Annotated in this window: 14 protein-coding genes; 2 read left to right on the top strand and 12 right to left on the bottom strand. The window is 39.3% G+C overall.

Translation table 11 applies throughout. The features are described from left to right. Window positions 1-54 precede the first annotated feature (54 nt). Entirely contained in the window at window positions 55-1,596 is a 1,542-nt protein-coding gene (locus EZ444_RS07750; protein WP_131608154.1) for a SulP family inorganic anion transporter, read from the bottom strand. 33 nt (window positions 1,597-1,629) lie between these two features. Beyond that, entirely contained in the window at window positions 1,630-2,640 is a 1,011-nt protein-coding gene (locus EZ444_RS07745) for an alpha/beta hydrolase (RefSeq protein WP_131608153.1), read from the bottom strand. A 194-nt stretch (window positions 2,641-2,834) separates the two neighbouring features. Here EZ444_RS07745 and EZ444_RS07740 point away from each other — a divergent pair, with 194 nt between their 5' ends. Together EZ444_RS07740 and EZ444_RS07735 are read left to right on the top strand one after the other, a co-directional pair. Further along, window positions 2,835-3,554 (top strand): pirin family protein, encoded by a 720-nt coding sequence (locus tag EZ444_RS07740; protein WP_131608152.1) that lies wholly within the window; start codon window positions 2,835-2,837, stop codon window positions 3,552-3,554. 7 nt (window positions 3,555-3,561) lie between these two features. Further along, entirely contained in the window at window positions 3,562-3,864 is a 303-nt protein-coding gene (locus EZ444_RS07735; RefSeq protein WP_131608151.1) for a hypothetical protein, read from the top strand. A gap of 4 nt (window positions 3,865-3,868) precedes the next feature. Here EZ444_RS07735 and EZ444_RS07730 read toward each other — a convergent pair whose 3' ends face one another. The 10 genes from EZ444_RS07730 to EZ444_RS07685 form a co-directional block, all read right to left on the bottom strand. Next, complete coding sequence (locus EZ444_RS07730; RefSeq protein WP_131608150.1) at window positions 3,869-6,643, bottom strand: outer membrane beta-barrel protein; 2,775 nt, start codon at window positions 6,641-6,643, stop codon at window positions 3,869-3,871. Between the two features lie 11 nt (window positions 6,644-6,654). After that, window positions 6,655-7,377 (bottom strand): hypothetical protein, encoded by a 723-nt coding sequence (locus tag EZ444_RS07725; protein WP_131608149.1) that lies wholly within the window; start codon window positions 7,375-7,377, stop codon window positions 6,655-6,657. Window positions 7,378-7,479: 102 nt separating this feature from the next. After that, window positions 7,480-8,622 (bottom strand): thioredoxin family protein, encoded by a 1,143-nt coding sequence (locus EZ444_RS07720; RefSeq protein WP_131608148.1) that lies wholly within the window; start codon window positions 8,620-8,622, stop codon window positions 7,480-7,482. Beyond that, entirely contained in the window at window positions 8,619-9,536 is a 918-nt protein-coding gene (locus EZ444_RS07715) for a retropepsin-like aspartic protease (RefSeq protein ID WP_131608147.1), read from the bottom strand. Before EZ444_RS07715 ends, EZ444_RS07720 begins: the two co-directional genes overlap by 4 nt. A gap of 22 nt (window positions 9,537-9,558) precedes the next feature. Beyond that, window positions 9,559-10,719 (bottom strand): TlpA family protein disulfide reductase, encoded by a 1,161-nt coding sequence (locus EZ444_RS07710; RefSeq protein ID WP_131608146.1) that lies wholly within the window; start codon window positions 10,717-10,719, stop codon window positions 9,559-9,561. 47 nt (window positions 10,720-10,766) lie between these two features. Continuing rightward, complete coding sequence (locus tag EZ444_RS07705) at window positions 10,767-12,158, bottom strand: TlpA family protein disulfide reductase (protein ID WP_131608145.1); 1,392 nt, start codon at window positions 12,156-12,158, stop codon at window positions 10,767-10,769. A 34-nt stretch (window positions 12,159-12,192) separates the two neighbouring features. Continuing rightward, the gene (locus tag EZ444_RS07700; protein ID WP_131608144.1) at window positions 12,193-13,707 is read right to left on the bottom strand and encodes a PKD-like family lipoprotein; all 1,515 of its coding nucleotides are present in this window, start codon (window positions 13,705-13,707) and stop codon (window positions 12,193-12,195) included. 23 nt (window positions 13,708-13,730) lie between these two features. After that, the gene (locus tag EZ444_RS07695) at window positions 13,731-14,510 is read right to left on the bottom strand and encodes a DUF4843 domain-containing protein (protein WP_131608143.1); all 780 of its coding nucleotides are present in this window, start codon (window positions 14,508-14,510) and stop codon (window positions 13,731-13,733) included. A 15-nt stretch (window positions 14,511-14,525) separates the two neighbouring features. Continuing rightward, window positions 14,526-15,887, bottom strand: a complete 1,362-nt coding sequence (locus tag EZ444_RS07690; RefSeq protein WP_165503554.1) for a RagB/SusD family nutrient uptake outer membrane protein — start codon at window positions 15,885-15,887, stop codon at window positions 14,526-14,528. Between the two features lie 68 nt (window positions 15,888-15,955). Next, window positions 15,956-19,246: a SusC/RagA family TonB-linked outer membrane protein gene (locus EZ444_RS07685; protein WP_165503553.1), complete on the bottom strand. Its 3,291-nt coding sequence runs from the start codon at window positions 19,244-19,246 to the stop codon at window positions 15,956-15,958. Window positions 19,247-19,284: the final 38 nt, after the last annotated feature.

Genomic DNA, 19,284 nt, shown 5'->3' with positions numbered 1-19,284 from the left:
AGTCATCGAAACTTTTAGCCCAATACGGGAGTATTGAGCTAAAAGTTTATTCTCTTATCTGATCATATTACTAGCGACAGGATAACTCGGGTCTTCATAAATATTCACATCAATTACTTCATCTGCATTTTTCAATAGCAAACGGCAATCATCACTCAAATGTTTTAAATGGAGTTTTTTGCCGGCTTTCTTATAGCGCTCTGTTAATTTGTTCAAAGCCTCGATTGCGGACATATCAGCAACTTTACTATCCTTAAAATCGACGACGACTTCTTCTGGATCATTTAGTACATCGAATTTTTCGTTAAAAGTTGCGACCGAGCCAAAGAATAAGGGGCCATACATTTCATAGTGTTTTACCCCATTTTCATCAATGTACTTCCTTGCTCTAACTCTTTTTGCGCTTTCCCAGGCAAATACCAACGCAGAAATAATAACACCAATTAAAACGGCTAAAGCAAGGTTATGAAGCCATACCGTAATAACGGCCACTAAGATTCCAACAAAAACGTCTTGCTTAGGCATCTTATTGAAAATTTTAAAGCTGATCCATTCAAAAGTACCTATTGCAACCATGATCATCACGCCTGTTAATGCTGCCATTGGTACCTGACCGATGATCGGTGCTCCAAATAGTATAATCAAAAGAATAGTTAAGGAAGCGATGATTCCCGATAGCCTTGCTCTTGCACCAGCAGATAGGTTTACTAAAGTCTGTGCAATCATAGGGCAGCCACCCATCCCAAAGAAAAAGCCATTTAAAATATTAGCGCTTCCCTGAGCAATACATTCTTTATTGCCATTGCCTCTTGTTCCGGTCATTTCATCTACCAGATTTAAGGTCAAAAGGCCTTCTGTTAAACCAACACCTGCCATAATCAAAGCGTAGGGAAAGATGATTTGTAAAGTATCAAGGTTAAGCGGGATATTCGGAATATGGAAAGGAGGAAAACCACCACTTACTGAGGCAATATCACTCACAGTTTTGGTGTGTATATCAAAGCCCAAGACAATAAGAAAAACTACAATAATAGCCACTAATGACGGTGGCACTGCTTTAGTAATTTTTGGGAATAAAATCACAATTGCAATGGTTAAAGCGACTAAACCGGCCATAATCAACAACGGTTCGCCCGATAACCAACTTGCCTTCCCATTTACAACAGTTTTAAACTGTTCCAATTGCGCCATAAATATGACAACTGCCAATCCGTTTACAAACCCATACATTACAGGTTGTGGAACTAACCTGATGAACTTTCCTAACTTGAAAAGGCCGACTACAATTTGAATAACACCTGCCAGTGCTACCGCAGCAAATACATATTCAATACCATTGGATTTCATCAGCGCAATCAGAACGATCACCGTGGCACCTGCACCACCTGAAATCAGGCCCGGTCTACCCCCAAAAATAGAAGTAACCAATCCCATGATAAAAGCGGCGTATAAACCAACTAAAGGAGGAAAACCTGCTAAAATGGCAAAAGATAAAGATTCGGGCATCATGGTCATCGCCACAGTTATTCCCGCTAAAATTTCGGTTCTATAGTTTACTTTTTGCGAAAAGTCGAAAAAACGTGTAGCTGAAGGCATGCTTAAATTTAATAAGCATCAAAAGTATAAAGATTATATCTTCTTCTCTGTTAAACGTTCTAGAAAAGTTACTGATCGTTCCAGTGCAAGTTTACCTGCTGCCTCATCCAGATTAAACTGATATTCATGAGGCAAGGCTGGTTTATAGTCTGGTTTAAAAAACAATGAATCCAGGGGAACCTTCAATGCGGTTAATTTCTCTGCTAAAGCTTCAGAATGGGTCAGTAGCGGATCGTCATTTCCAACGGATATAAAACAGGGCGGATAATCCGCGGTGATGTAATTGATCACTGAAGCCGTTTTAAACAAAGGGGCATTCACAAAATCTTTTTCACCACTATAGGACCACAATACCGTCTTCAGGAAAACACCAAAACCACTATTCAGATCTATTCGTTCTGCATCATATGCGCCACAATATAATAGAAGTCCAGATAATTGATTACGGTTAATACCGGCTTTAACCCCAATCAATTTGGCATAGCTGGCACTACTGATCAGATTAGCTGTTTGCGCTGCAATGTGTGCTCCTCCAGAATCTCCGGCAAGAATAAAATGGGTAGTATCTGCATGAAATCGTATGGCATTTTTGCTGATGTACTCCAGTGCGCGGTTAGTTTGATTAAGCGGTATTGGATAATGCTTTTCTGGTGCTAACGAATAATCGATCGCAACCACTGCATAACCTTTCGAGGCCAGGATCTTGCAATAGTTGGCGACTTGAGCTTTACTCCATGAAATCCATCCGCCTCCATGAATCCAAACCACCAGAGGAAGCCGCTGACTGGTATTGGCTATTGCTTCGGGATAATAAACATCTAGTTTTGCATCTTTATCGCCGTCAATGTAGGACTGGTCTAATATTGCTGAAATACCATTAGGCACATGTTTTAATAGCGCCTGGTTAACCTTTCCTCCCTCTTTATTGAAATAAGACCTGATCAACATTGCAGTCGGCCAGGGGCTTAATTTATAGGCTATAAAGCTTGATAGGGCAAGAACGACAAGCGCAGTGCCGCTGATGACTAAAATTCTTCTTATCATAAGATTCGTTAAAGAAACTATAACAAGAATATGTAATTATTTTGGAAATATCCCTAACAAAAAAGAGCCTGTATCATAGATCCAGTCGTCATCCATACCAAAATGGCATCTGACAATCATCTTTCTTATCTTACATCAATGCCGGGCAAACTGGTCTTACCTATATTTGTTTCACACAATAAGAAAGGAAATTTATGGCACAGTTTGTTTTACATAAAGGCAGCACCAGAGGACATGCCAATCATGGCTGGCTGAACGCGCATCATACGTTTAGTTTTGCAAATTATTACGATCCGGAAAGAATGCACTTTGGTGTATTGCGGGTTTTAAATGATGATAGTATTGATGGGGGAATGGGATTTGGTACGCATCCACATGACAATATGGAAATCATTACCATCCCTCTAGAAGGTGCACTGGCACATAAAGATAGTTTAGGGACGTCCTCAGTCATACAACATGGAGACATACAAGTGATGAGTGCAGGCACAGGTGTACAACATAGTGAGTTTAACGCTAATGCCGACCAGGTAGTAAAACTACTCCAGATATGGCTGTTCCCCAACAAAAAAAATGTGACTCCCCGTTATGGACAGATTACGCTGGACATTGCCAAAAGACACAATAACTTCCAGCAGATTTTATCTCCGGAGCCGGATGATGCGGGAGTCTGGATACATCAGGATGCCTGGTTCTCTTTAGGCACTTTTGATGAGAATTTTGAAACCGACTACCAGATCAAAAAACAAGGAAATGGAGTTTATGCTTTCGTTATTAAAGGCAGTGTAACCATTGATGGACATGAATTGACTTCCCGTGATGGACTGGGTATATGGGATACGGATAAAATTAGCTTAAAGTTCAATACGCCAGATACAGAAGTCCTGTTAATGGATATACCAATGGAACTATAAATCCGCTATGAAAACCCTGACCATTTTATACATCGGCCGTAACCAGGAGATTACTGATACAATGAACCGCCTTTTAAATGCAAGAGAGGAGTGGAAAGGAATTACAACCTGCCTGGAAGAAGAAGCACTGGTAATGGTTAAGGATATCCCCATAGATCTGGTATTACTGGGTAACGGGATCTCTGCTGCTGCAGAGGAAAAATTAAGGGCTGACCTGATACGCATCAGGCCAGTCCTTAAAATTATACAGCATTACGGAGGCGGCGGCGGATTGCTTTATAGCGAAATTATGGCGGCGCTTAATGGTTAACTTTTTAATTTATAAACATTCCGTCCCTACTCCTGGCCTTACCAGCATTACTTCCTGCTGACCATGATTGGGGGCTCCATGAAAATTGAAGTAAAAAATAACGACTATTGGTATTCGAACGGCTATCCACAAAACCATTGGTTGTTAAATTCCTTGAAACCAAATTATTCTGTTTCAATGCATCCATCAACAACAAGCTTAACATGCCATTCTTTTGCTTAAACATTCGCTTTTCAATGTTCATATTAACGATAAAGGGGTTTTGGGCACCACTCGCAGTCAGTCCACGCACCAAACTTTTCCCAGCATCAAACCCAAACACCCACAACTTGCTAAAGTACAGCTTGCCATTGGTGTTAAATTCTGTCACGGTGGAATTGATTTCAGAGAATCCAGGTAATGTAAATGCTGTTCTGTTTAGCCTAAATTTCAGTCCCGGATTGATCTCCAGCCAATGAACAGGCGTTGCATTTAAGTTGATATCTTGAATAGCTATAAAGGTTTTACCTACATTTTGCAATCCGTTGTTCATGGAGATTGCATTTACATAATTAACCGAGCCATCGAGACTAACTGAATAACGGGCATTTGTAAAAGGCTTAACTATATTGTAAAAGCTTGTCAGGTTGTAGTCGCCATCCGAATTAATAAAATGTGTTTCTCTTCGAATCCCCAATTTAGGATCATTGATCAAAATCTGACTATTAATCACTTTATCATTAGTAAAACCTGCTGCAAAAGCTATTTGCAAATTTAGCCCGGATGCTGCTGAGTACACGTTATAAGTTATAGAAGGCCTGTGTGTAAAAGAGCTTTTTAAATCCGTGTTACCGAACCGTGTATTTAAAGGGTCAATTACATCAGGTATAGGTAAGATTTGTTCAAATGAAGGTTGTTGAACACTGGCATTATAACTTATCCGAAGCTCCGCCTTTCTGCTGCTTCTCAGGAATAAAGTGAAATTCGGCATCACATTTAAAGCGTCTCTCTGAATTACATTTTTCAAAGTCTTGAACGAGCCACGCATGTAATTTCCCATGGTCTTAAGTCCTACGCTCACTTCGTACCATGTATTCTTATTATAATTAAAACTGATAATCAGTGGCGTCTCTATGGTTTGATAATTAAACACACGACTTAGTGAATCCACTTTATTGATTTGGCCATTCTGATCAATACTGTTAACCAATTGCTTATTGCTAAAGTCAAGGTAAGTCACAGAACCTGTCAAGCCCATTTTTAAATACTTTCCAAATGGATGGCTATAAACAGCTTGAAAGGAATTATTACTATTTAAACGAGAAATAGTTCTCAAATTGTGTAGTTCATAATCCCGATCTGCATTATCTCCGGCAGTGTTATTATAAAATGTATTGAGGTCATCACGCTCTTCTTCTTCCTTTTTAGAAGTAGAATTTACTGTCATAGAGATATTTGACCCCGCTTTTTTAAAATAATGAGTATATAACACTGCAGCCCTATAATTAGGCGTCTTAGTTATTCCGCTATTATCCGTTTGTTGTATCAGATTGATCGCTCCAGTTTGTAAAAACTGACTCCCGGACAAGCTTTTATTTTCATTATAACCAAGGTCGGCATTGATTTTTAGTTTATCAAATTTACTCGGACTATAGTCAAGCACTCCATTAAATCGGTGAGATTGCACTTGATTATCATTACTAGAAGAACGGCTGCCATTTACCTGACCATCGTTATAATATTCTTCTGAAAGACTACTTCTGGAAGTATTGGTTTTTGACTTTTTAAAAGTATAGTTACTTTCAAAAGTAAGCTTATCGTTAATTCTCTTGCTATAAGTTAAGCCCCCATTTAGATCACTAAGCTTCCCCCCATCTGCACTTGAAGATGATTGTAAATAATTACGCCTGGCTCCGCTGATGGTTCCAACGGCCGCGTTCATATTAATACCTGCGGGAATCTGATCAATAGAAATATTAACACCTTTTTGATCATATCCATCAATATGTCTGGCAGAACCACCCACATAATTTCGATTATCAAAGTTTGATTCAGCTGTTATACTATACATGGTTCCTACTGATTTGTCAGCTTTTGAAACCACATTTAAAACCTTAGTTGATTCCCCTGTTTTCACCCCGGTAGCCCTAGCCTGATCTCCATAATCATCTATGATCTGTATGCGTTCGACAATATTAGCAGGTAATTCTTTAATAGCACTCTTAATATCACCTCCGAAATAATTGATTCCATTAAACTTTGCGCGTTTTACTTCCTGCCCCTGATGCATTACAGTTCCATCTTTATCAACAGATATGCCCTCCATTTTCCTCAAAAGGTCTTCCAGTTTGGCATAATCACGGATGATATAATCATCAGCCCAAAATTCAACGGTGTCTGTTAAATATTTTGGTCCTACTTTCCCTTTTATGGTAACTTCTTTTAGTAATTCGCTTTCCGTTCTTAAGATAATTGGCTTGAGTATCAATCGCGCTTTGGTATCATTGTATAAATATTTCTGCGATTTCCTCAAAAAGCCAATGCGACCAGCAGTAATGATAAACTCGGCAGATTTAACTTCTTTAAATATAAAAACACCAAATTCATTGGTTTGAGTTAGCAAGGTATCTTTACTAGAAGCCAAACGAACTATAGCGCCTTCAACTCCTCCAGCAACTGAATCCCTAACGATTCCACTAACCTCTCTTACTGCCAAAGGAACAGTTACAACAGGTTTATTTTGAGCATAAAGCGTGTAGCCGAGCAATAGGTATAGAAATGCACATATAATTTTCTTCATATGCGCAATCCTTAAGGCTTTGAAGCCAATTTATAACTAGCCCAAAACTCAGACCAGTTACCAGAATCGATCATGCGAGCTATATCTTCTTTTCTAACATGCGGATTTAGATTAGGGTCAAAAGAAGCAAACATCGCTGCTTGTGCTGGGGTCAACTGCTTTTTGGCATTCCCACGAAGCAACATATTATAAAAAATCATTTGTCCAGGATTGATCCCGAGCAATTTCAGCGGAACCGCAAGCTCGTAAAAATACATTGTACCTTTATCCGTTTCTTCCAGCTTATAACCCGCTTGTATACCCATTGCATTATAAATAGAAATCAGTGTATCCGTTACACTCTTAATATTACGCAAGTCTATCTCATTCCATTCATCTTTTGGAACAGCTTTACCATTAACAAACGGCACAGGAAAGGTAATGGCAGGCAATTCGTTAGTCGATTTTACCTCTTTTAAACTGATGAATAACTTGATCCCGCCAGCGGCATAGGCTTTTGTTGGGAATTTATCCTTTTTAACCGCGAGGTATAAAAATTTATCATCATTGGCTAGGCTATACCATAGGTTATTTTCTTTGTTATAAGCAGGTAATTCCTTGCTCCAATCATCTAGCTTGCCATCTATTTTTATCTTTCCTGCCCAAATACTTTGGCTTTGAGTATTGGGTACTTTTTGTGCGTACAGACTTGTAGCGAATAAAATGGAGAATAATATAAAGAAGTTTAATTTCATCTAAGAGTTTAATTTAAAGGGCGGTATCTAATTTAAAAAGGATTCAAAATAGCTTTATTTTAGATTTTCTATACTCCAACTCAGTGTAAGTTCACAAAGCATTTAATTCAATATATTTTCAAAATGTTTGGTCGGCTTATTAAGGAGCTTAGCCTTTTTTATTCCCCAGCCCGCATATAGTTTCGCCCTTTCAGGATCATTCTGCTGTTTCATCATAGTAGCTGCAGTAGCCAAAACCCCGTAAGTAGAATTTTCTGAAACGACCTTTGTCATCCATTCAGCAAAGAGGGCTTTTTCTTCCTCATCCACATCTGCCGAATACAGATACATCGCCATATAACGAATTTTATTATCGTCATCATTGAAGTGCTTTGCCGCGTATTTAAAAAAGACTTTGCGATCTTTCAACTGCCTGTAGTAATAAGCTTCAGCCATATCCACACGAGCATATTGCCAGTCCGCATCAGAGAATAAAGGCTTTACTTTATCGAGGAACATTTCAAAATGCAAGTCATTACGTTTCGGGATCAGGTTCTTAATTCTCGCAGCCATGATTTCATTCCGCCGTGCATAAATCAGGTCTTTGCCGTATAAGGATTCAAGCTGACTATAGTTTTTGAGCAGCACATCAGAAAGTTCCTCATTCAGCCCGCGGCACATTAAAAAGGATACAGCGTTTATTTCCTGCAATACATCCTTTCCTTTCAGGTAAACAACCAGTTTCTCCTGGTCCACAGGCTTGCGCTCTGTAAACATCGCTGTATAAAAATCTGCATGATTAACATCCAGCGCTGTGCTATAACCTTTTAAGGCAAAACCATTTTTCGATTTCTCTACCGCATCGTTCAACAGTCCCTGAAACTCATCTGCTTCTTTGTAACCAGAGAATTTGGCAACCAGTTGTCCGTCGTTATTCAGCAGCAAAAAGGTTGGAAAGCCTGTTACCATATATTTTACCTGTAGCTGCTTGCCTATTTCTTCTGTCAGAAAATCAATTTTAACACTTACAAACTGATCTTTCATTTGTTTCATGACAACAGTTAAAGGAAATACCTCATCATCCATTTGCTTACAGGGATGACAACCGACAAAGTAAGCGTCAACAAAAACCATTTTGTTTTCCTTTTTTGCCTGGGCAAGTAATTCCTTCCAGTCTTTTACACTGGTAAATTGATTTTCCTGTGCGCTTGCAAACATGACAAATACACAGAGGAATAAACTAAAACATAATTTAATCATCTTCATTTTTTATAGTTTTGGTTAGGAATAATATAGATTTCTTTCTTTTGCATATTGATACAGAAGTTATACCTGCTAATCAGTCCTACACCGATAGAACCATCAAAGCCAGGATTCCAGCTTTCGCTTTGACCACCTCCGGCCATTAATGTCACTGACATATTTTTAAGTGGCGGAACATTTGAAAAAGAAAATGTGGCAGCTTTTCCGGCGAAGGTAGGGGTGGTCATTCCCATGCTTACTGTACTCCCGTGACTTTCGGATTTGAAGCCACTTACCAGCAGCTTATGCTGCTTTACAAATGGACGGAAACAAATCAGGTTATAAGCTGCGCCGGTATCAAAAACAAAATTACCGGTATGGGGCTGATCTGCTGTAATGCTTAACGTTCCAGGGATGATAAACAATCCTGCAGGAATGGTAAAAGGAATGGCGGTGCCTCCCTTTTCTTCAAATTCACCAAAATTGTACAAGAGTAATTCTTTACGGTCGTAATCCACTTTTACAATGTAATGCCGGGCCAGTGTGTTACCAATGATGCCATCTGTACCTTCCTTATGCATCTCTTTAAATATCGCGATACTCTGGTTTTTGAAGTCGAAATCTCCCATATGAACCGTGTTACCACTGGATACAGCAATGTTAACGGAACCACCCACCACGGACGCCTTTTGTATCCGCGTTACTTTTAAGCCTATGGAATCGGCAAGTCCCTGACCAACCGCCATACCATCAGCCCCTGTATCAAACAGCAGTTTTAACGGACGGGGAAAATCGTTGAGTTTTACGGTAAGGATAATAGTGCCGTTACGGCTTTCAAAGGAGATACGTGCAACCTCCTTAGCCTTTAATACAAATGCACTCAGCTGCATCAAAACCAACAGGGTAATCGAAAACTTATAGTTATGTTTAATTTTCATTATAGTAATTGCTTAGATCTTTTTAAAATCCATAGATTTTCTCGAGCGCCTTGTCAATAGCGTCAGATGCACTACTCGTTGTACGGGTGATGATTCTGCCATCAGCCCCTACCAGAATTTTTGTTGGGAAGGCATTAACATTGAAGGTTTTTACGATGTTCTGTTTTTCAATTCCGTCCTGGTTCAGGATATGTATCCAGTTAATTCCATCTTCCTGAATGGCCTTTGACCAGCTGGTCCTGGATTCTTCCAGGGTTTTACCACGCTCCTGTGCAATAGCGACAATCTCAAACCCCTTTGACTTATATTTCTTGTACAACTCTTTAAGGTGTGGATGGCTCGCCCTGCAGGGACCACACCAGCTGCCCCAGAAATCGAGAATATATGTACGACCCTTCAAAGCCTCCGTACTAATTTTATGGCCATCCTTATCGACACGCTCAAAAGCAAAAACCTTGGTCCCGAATTTTGTTATGCTCAGCTTTTCAACAATCTTACCTACGGCAAGTCCAGCTGTCGTACCTTTATAAGTCGCTCTCAGTGCATCCCAGGCAGAAATATACTCGTCTGCGCCATAACTATTTGACAAACGGGAAAGCAAGAATACGGAAGCAAAGGCATCAGGATTTGCCGAAATAAAGGCTTTCTCTGTCTTTGTCTTTTCGTGGATTGTTGCCCTAATTTCCTGATGTAACTCAACAGAGTCCGCTGGAGATTTTTTTATAGCTGTGTCCGTTAACTGAGTAAGCAACTGCGTATACCTTCGTTCTGCTTTAGCCGTTTGCTGTAGCAGGTCATTATAGTGTTCGTTTTGTAAATCGCCTTTAACTTTGGTTTCGGATAGAACAGTTGCATCTCCATTTAGGGTGATGTCTTTATCTAACAGGAAAAAATTAAACGGAGGCACCGGCATCTGGCTTCCGCTTCTTGACTCCTGCGATCCAGAAATATACAACCTCGCAGGAATAGGAGTATGTTGTAAAGGAACACGGGCTGAGAAATGATCACCTTTGCCTTGGATACTTACAAATCTGTTTTTTGCATCATTGCCTATCCAGGAAATACTAATTTTGTTGCTATTCAGCCCCCTTAACGTGCCGCTGATTGTAATGCTGTCCGTCTGTGCACTCGATACCAGACCAAAACACAATAGACCGAGAATGGATAACAGGATTTTCATCATATATTTGGTTTTAAACTAGAAAAGGCCGGACAAGCCGGCCTTCCTTTTTATTTTGCCGACAGTGTTTTTTCCAACAGTTTTTTAAGTTCAGGATTTGACGGCCTTGGCGAATCAACACTTACAATTTTTCCGGCTTTATCAAATACCAGGAAACGTGGGATAGTGTTCACTTTATAATATTTAGAGAAATCATTTCCCGGACCACCTGCAAATAGCTGTGTACCGCCCAGGTTTTCATCTTTAATCATTTTAAGCCATTTCTCTTTGTCTTTAGGATCATCGGTTGAAAGACTGATAATCTCTACGTCCGTCCCCTTCATCTCTTCTTCCAGTTTTTTCAAATGCGGAATTTCTGCTTTACAGGGGCCGCACCATGTTGCCCAAACGTCAACTAATACAACTTTCCCCTTCAGGCTAGCCATAGTTACTGCTTTGCCATCTTTATCCGGATAAGAAAAAGCCATGGCCTCATCGCCGGCTTTTAGCAAGGCTAGCGGACTGGCAACATCAATATTTCGTTTTTTCTGACTCGCAGTCATGATGTATTTACCGTAAGCATCCATCAGGGTCTTATAATCTTCAAAATTTTTGTACCTGGCTGCTGCATCAAGTACAACATCACCTTTTAAAGTATCATTTGGCAAATAATTCAGGTCGTTTTTAAGATTATCAAGTCCGCCGGTAAATTTGAGATTATGTTGTCTTTTGTTTACCCCGATTAGACCGCTTAATGTACGGCTTCCCCAAGGCTGACTGTATACTCCAGCTGTGTTTTTTGCGAAATCCTGCGCCTTAAGCGTGGCATAAAATGGACTGTATTCTTCAACTGAAGGATGTGCGGAACGAGGCGTATTTAAGAAATTGGAGGCATAATTTGCCATATCCCATTCCATATTCCTCTTCATAAATTTATCAAACTTCGGATTTCCCGTAACTTTGCCCGCTAAAAAACCATTGGTTTTGGCCGAGATTTCTTCAAGCTTCGGGAAGAAATCAACAAATGTACTTTGCACCCTCATGAAGTTAATGGCTTTTTGCTCCAGCGGATTTACATAGTCGTGCCATTGGGTCATTACCACATTTTCTTTCGAGTTCAGCTTTCCGTTTAGTACATAACTTGAATCCAAAATAGAGACAGACAATTTATCTCCATCTTTAAAATAGAATTTATAATTGTCATTTGGACTCATAGCGTTTCCTGTACCGATAACATATAGCCCCTCATATTCCGGATAAAACAGGAAGCCAAACTTACCTCCCTTTTCATCTGGTATTGTATTGGCAATCTCAACCGCTTTACCTTCTACTACTTTAAATAACTTTACTGGGCTAACCCGTTTCTTTTTAACTACTCCTGTTACCTCCACAGGGAGCTGTGCAAATGCGGAGAAAGTTGTTAATAACAACAATGCTATACCGCATACTTTTTTTAAGTTCATACTTTATTATTATGGTTGTGTATCTATTAATGTATTACCGCTGTCTGTAGTTAACGCTTACAATTTTGCCAAATCCGGTATATTTATCTGCCGGCACCAGATCTCCATTAAGAGAAGGGACATCAAACGTTTCCATTTTTCCATTTTTGTCTGCAGACAGAGCCGGATCGTAGCTGGCAACAATAAGCTGGGTCTTTTTCTTTGCGTACTCTGGTCTACTGGCAGTACTACTCATTTTGGGGAATTGCAGCAGGCTTATTTTTTCAGCACCTTTATCCAACATCAGCTTACTCGTTTTTAAAGATGTGTCGTACTCATATACCTTACCTCCGGCACTATAAAACAAATAGCCGTAGACAGGGCTCACTGCGAAATATTGTGCAGCTGCAATATCAGTTCCCACAATTTCTTCAAAATAGATTTGCACACCGGTAAAAGCATTAAAACGCGCCAGATAAATTTTCCCTGCAGGGTTCTTCAGTATCGCAAATACATCGCCACCGTTGTATTCCGAATATTCCATGTATACCAGATCCATCCCTACATTGTTAAAATCAAATAAGGTACTTGCAGAAAATGTAAAGGAATTGGATTCATTGTTCCCATGGTTTAAAAACCGTTTTTTATCGACATCAAACATTACAGCCCGCGCGTTAAAGGATTTCGTATCAAAACCTACGGCTAAAAATGGAGCAGGCTTGAATGGAGCAGTTTCGCCTTTAACCAAATTAATGGGTGTACTATAATTGATCTGAAATACATTATAGTAATAGTATACATTACCACCTGCGTACAAATAGGAATTCGCTCCCATTTCTTTAATGGCTGCAAAAAAATCAGCGTGAAAATTCTGGGGAACATTTGACACCATCTCATAGCTCAGGTTAAAAGTATTCTTCCATTTAAAAGTTTCAGGATCTATGCGATTTGTAGCCTGATCTGTTGAGACATAAATTCCATAATCGGAAGCTTTGTATGGATAACAATACACATCTACAGGTTTCCCTTTTAGTACAAGTTCAGAGCCCGTACTTGCCAAAACATCAACGATTGGAGTAAACACATTATTGATCTTTGACACCATATCCAGTCTGGCAGTCCCATTGATATCATTCAGGACCATCCATCCTTCAAAAATACTGGTCTCTACCTTCAATGTAAATATAGTACGATACTTTACTCCCGTTTGCTTGTCTTGCACATTATAATAAACTCTATAAGTACCCGGAGGGATTTGCAAGGTAATATCCAGGTTTCGTGTATTGCCCAGGATTTTCTGTCTATCCCCAGGCAGTACATTCGCCGTATTCAAGGCAACCCACTCAAAAGTATACTTGCTATCATCCTTTCCATCATCTTTGCTAAACTTCAGTGCCGGAGTAATTTGAAATTTTTGACCCAGCAAAGTATTGTAAGATTTCTCAATACCTCCAAACTCTACTGAGTTGATTTCCTGGTAATCATAATTACCGATATCCTTTTGGCAGGAAAAGACCAGCAGTAACACAAAAAAATATGCTACCTTTTTTAAATATTTAATTTTTAACATTTCTGTAAATTTTAATCGGTAAATTATTGAACAGATGGACCCATAATCATTTCAGTAACACCATCTTCCTCGTAAATGGTTTTTCCCATAGCCCTCATTTCATTCAGATAGCGCTGCATAAATGTGCCGTAGTAGATCGTTTTGGGAATGGTGGTAATGGAGGTGTTGTCAAGATCAGCAATATCATTTATCTCGGCAAGATCAGCCAAAAGGAATAGTTTTTTTCTGCTAAATGGCCCCATATAAGTATCTAACCAACTTCTTGGCTTTTTCAAGATATCATTTATCCATAAAGTATGCTGGATATAACTTTTCTTTTTACCAGTAGTGGTATTAATCACTACATCTTGCATCAATGTTTTAAAGTTGGTGTTCTCTTCCAGTTTCAAGACAAGGAGGAAGTTCTTATCCAACATATCCGGCGTCCTTTTCAGACTAATACCAATAACACCGGTGATTTGATTTGCAGGAATGATGAAAGTTTTACTTAACATTTCGTAATGTGTTCCCTCTACTGCTGTTGACGCAGGGGTTATACTTAGTTTAAATTCACGATCTATATCGGCTACCTTGCCGTCAATCTTTACCGGCAAAAAAATTGTAGAGTCCTTCGCAGTAGTTTTTGCATAGGCAAAGGAAATCAACGTACTATCTACCCCAATCTGAAGACCATTAGAAAATCTGTATGAACTTGGAAAATAAATCCCCCCTTCACCCTCATAAGTCTTCAGGTCTTTTTTGCAGCCAATTATTCCCCCGAAAAAAAACAGGATTACCGCAATTACATATATATTTCTTTTCATAATTGTTAATATTAATTATCTAGGGTTTAGTTCGGACAATGGTAAGGGAACAACATATTTGGCCGCATTCATTGTAATATTTCCGCTGGCTGCCAAGGGATTTGGAATTGCCGTTACATTACGTCGTTTATAATAGAACCAAAGCTGCCCTTCACCAAAAAATTCTTTTTGATATTCTTTTTGCAATTCGGTGTTCAAATTGGCGGTCACCGGCAAATCGAGCAAGCCCCTATTGTTACGTACCGTATTTAAATAAGCCACATTCTGTTCACTCTCCGCAGCAATATAATAAACCTCGCTCAGTCGTAGCAGAGAGACGATTAAACGGTAGTCCTTCTTAATATCAGCTACATCTGCATACTTGAAAAAAGTTTTGTAAGATTTACCACCAATCCCTGTAAACAACCAATTCGGATTATAACGGTAGTCGTTTTCGTTGTTCTCGAATGTTGCTTTTAAGCGGGAATCTGACGGTGCCAGAATGGTTCTGTCTACCAGATCCGGAGCAAAGAAATCCCTATAGTTGCTATAAAGATCCAAACTTAGCAATCCAAAAAGGATTTCAGTACTAAATACCCTGTTGGGATTTACTTTATCAGATAAGATCTGTCCTGCCGTAACCCAAGGAAATTTAGCGGCATTGTTGATTACTTCTTTAGCAGACGCAAGCGCAGAAACCTTGTCTCCACGATACAAATATACCCTTGCCTGTAACCCCTTAACAGCATAATAATTTATCCTGTAATTGCGGTAAGTCAGGTAATTGTTCTCATTGGCTTTAATCACGCCCAGCGTTCTGATGGGATCTCCAGCCAGCAGACTTTCAGATTTTTTAAGATCGATGATCACTTTTTGTATAACCTTATTGGCTGGCAAAATGTCACCTACATCAGTACCCGCTTCTGTATAATAAGGTACTGCAGTTTTTGTAGAATCCGCAGTACTGTAAATCGGACCAAACATTCTCAGCATATCAAACTGCAGCATCGCCCTTAAGGCATACGCCTCACCTCTAAATAAAGAATCTGTTTTAGCATCCAGTACCCCTTTATAAGTATCCAGGTTACCGATGAATTTATTAGCATTTACCACATTGATATAGGCACTGGTCCAAATCAAATCCATCTCCTCTTTAACATTTTTTTCACCGTACTTATACTGTTGAAAATTTTCCAGCGCATGCAGGCTCATTACATTGTAGCGCTGCGCAAAAATATCAAGTGTGGTGCTACTCAGATTGGCACCATATAATTTGGTTTTTGCCATGTCTAGATAAATGCTATTCAAAGCTTCAGATATTCCGTTTACACTAGAAAAAACCTGTTTTTCAGTAAACTTATCTTCAGGCTGTACATCCAGCCATTTATTACAGGACATGCATGTCATCAATATACACAGACCTGTAATTGCAAATATATTTTTAAATGAATTTTTCATAATCTTAATTAAAAGCTTGCATTTAAACTGAATGAAACTGATCTGGCAAAAGGATATTCAATGCCGCGCTCCGTGCGAACGGAGGAAACACGAAAAATATCATTCATATACCCATTTAAGCGCAAGGAAGAGAGTCCAATACGACTTAACCATTTGTTTTCCTGAAAGTTGTATCCAAAATTAATGGATTCCCCACTTAACATATTTTCTGTTTGCACAAAGCGTGAAGACATTGGCGTTTCGGAGGTTAAACTTATAGCTTTAAACTGTGCCATGTCTCCTGGTTGCTTCCATCGTTCATAAAGTGCTCGTTTATCCTGATTGTTAGCAAGACCCTGTACATCAATATTTTCGACTTTACTATATAATGCGGTATTGAATATATCTCGGCCTAGTATATATCTGAGATTTACCCCAAGGTTGAACCCCTTGTAGACTACACTATTACTGATGACCCCTTCCAATTTTGGTTGTTCATTACCTACCCGAACAATGTCATCAGGACTATACACGAAGGTATACTGCCCATCTTTTCTAAGAAAAATTTCCTGACCTGAGGCCGGATCAATCCCCATAGACGGCACTGCCCAGATATCCTGAGGACTATAACCATCTTTGTAGCGGGTCACACTCTTGGCCGTTTGTTGTTTGGTATTTAGGGATGCCAACTGATTGTTGAAGCCTTTGTAAGTACTTTTATAGGCTGTTCCATTCACACCAAGCGTCCAGATTATTCTTTGTTCTGGCTTGTAAATTGGTGAATATTTAACCGTAGCTTCTAAACCTTTTGTATCTAACAATCCTGCATTTATAGGATAAGATGTGATCCCTGTAGAAGATGGCAAATCTACCGCAACCACTAAGGGGTCTGTTGTTTTTTGATAGGCATTAAAATTAAGCGTTAGCCTATTGTTAAACACAGTAAGATCCGTTCCCAGATTGGTCTGAACCGAGTTTTGCCATTTCAAATTGGGATTACCCAATGAGTTTAAACTAACCCCCTGTCCATAAAGATTGATATAAGAATCGTAACCATAGGTAGAAATGGAAGAAATTGTTGAAAAATTTTGGTTACCAGTTGTACCCATATTTGCAATAATCCTGAAGACATTGATCCAGCTGGCTGATTTAAGAAATTCTTCATTGTGAATGTTCCATCCAACACCTCCACTTAGGTAAGGGGAGTATTTTTTGTTGGAACCAAATGCGGTAGATCCATCATACCTGAAAGAAAAATCGGCCAAATAACGGCCCTTATATGCATAGTTAGAGGATGCCAGCACAGAATTTGTTCTGCTTTTGCTGAATGCCGTACTTGGTCGCGAATCTGGCTTATAGTTAAATGCAAAACTCGGATTACCATTACTTAAAGCCGGAAACCCGACTGCAGAAAAAGTAACACTTTGGTTGTCATTATCTCTGATATCTGTACGAAGGTTGGCTGTTATTGAATGTGCCTCATTAAATACTTTCCCATAAGTCAGCATTAAATTCGCATTGTAGCTGAAATTATCAGTTCTTTTATTATTATAAGATCCCTTTTCGAAAATACTACTCTCATCAAATTCGGTATTCAAAGGCGACAGGAAATCTAGTTTTGTAGTTACTCCTTTTTGAATTTGCAGAGCTCCCTGTACCCTCAGTCCAGGGGCCAGTTCTACGATCATTTGCAGGTTATTCTGCAGGGCTATATTTTTATCATTATTGATACTATTTAAAGACGCGTTGTACAAGGGATTATTAACTCTATAAGCACGGCCAACATTGTCACGATTTACCTCTAAATAACGCGCACTGGCATCGTTTTTTCTGTAATAAGGATTTGCATTAACAAAATTGGCGAAAGAGCCATAAGGAGATTCGTCCGCGCTATAACCGCTTATATAAAGCTTATTGGAAATATTGAATTTACCTTTCCGGTAAGATAAGTCTATGTTTCCGCCCCAGTCTTCCCTTCCTGATCCTTTCATGGCACCTGCAGTTTTTTTATAACTCACACCAACCCCATAACGTAAGGCATCATCCCCTCCATCTGCATAAAGAGAGTGTCTTTGAGAGAACCCGGTACGAACTGGTTCATTTAACCAATACGTATCCACACCTCTTTTTACTTCCGCCAAACGGTTATTGTATAGGGAATCAAGGAACAACTGTTCTCCAGGATTAGGTGAAGTTCCATTAAAATAAAGATATCTGCCGGAAAGTCTTTCGAACTCTAATTTTTCTGCAGCATTCATCATGTTATAACCGGTCAAATCCGGCATTTCTACATTAAAATCACTACTGAAGTTTAGTCGCATTTCCCCCGATCTGGGTTTAACCGTTTCAATTACAACCACGCCGTTTGATGCTTTAGAACCATACATGGCCGTAGATGCAGCATCTTTAAGAATGGTAACTGAAGCTATCCGGTTCATGTTTAAATCAACAATTGTTCTGAGAGAAGTCTCAAATCCATCTAAGATGAAAAGCGGTTGATTCGGATCTGAAGCAAACTGGTCCTGAAGTGATGACGAGATACTTGTCTTTCCACGTATTTCTATATTTGGCAGCACATTAGGATTTGAACCAAATCTATTATTCTCTAACTGGATAAAAGATGGATCCAAAGCTCTTAATCCCTGAATAATATTCTGATTCCCCACTTCACGCAACTGTTCTCCGGTATAGGAAGCCGTAGCTCCTGTAAAGCTATTCTTATTACGTGTAATACCGGTACCGGTAATTACCACATTTTCCATATTATTCTCTTCAACCTTCAATTTAATAGTCAACGGCGATTTAGCATCCTTTACCTTAACTTCCTGGCTAACATACCCGATATAGGAAATGACCAACACATCATTTTCGGATGTTGGTATAATCAAAAATCGTCCTTCTTTGCTACTTACAGTCCCTCTGGTTGAAATTCCTTTTATTTTAATGGAAGCTCCCGGGATAGGATTATTCTTTTCATCGAGCACTACACCGCTTACACGTAGTTGCTGCACCAGTATAAACTCAGGTGCTTTATTTTTGATAATAATGGATTTGTCTTTGATCTCAAATGTCAGATTCTGTCCATACAGGCAGCTCAGCAGAGCATCTCTTAAGCTTGTATTCTTAAATTCCACGTCTATCGGACGTGCTGAGTTCATGATCTCTGCGTCATACATAAAATCATAGCCGGTCTGGTTTCTGATTTCTCTAAACACTTTTTTAAGTGAAATATTCTTTTCAGAAAGGGTCACATGCTGGCCAAAAGAAGCGGCGTTGACCTGTAATAAACACATGGTCATAATAATTATGATCATTTTCATAATTAACAATAGTTTGGGCGGCAGCCAAAAATTTGGCA

Origin of the sequence: Pedobacter hiemivivus (assembly GCF_004331685.1) — a bacterium.
GTDB lineage: Bacteria > Bacteroidota > Bacteroidia > Sphingobacteriales > Sphingobacteriaceae > Pedobacter > Pedobacter hiemivivus.
This window is presented reverse-complemented; position numbering and strand designations above follow the sequence as displayed.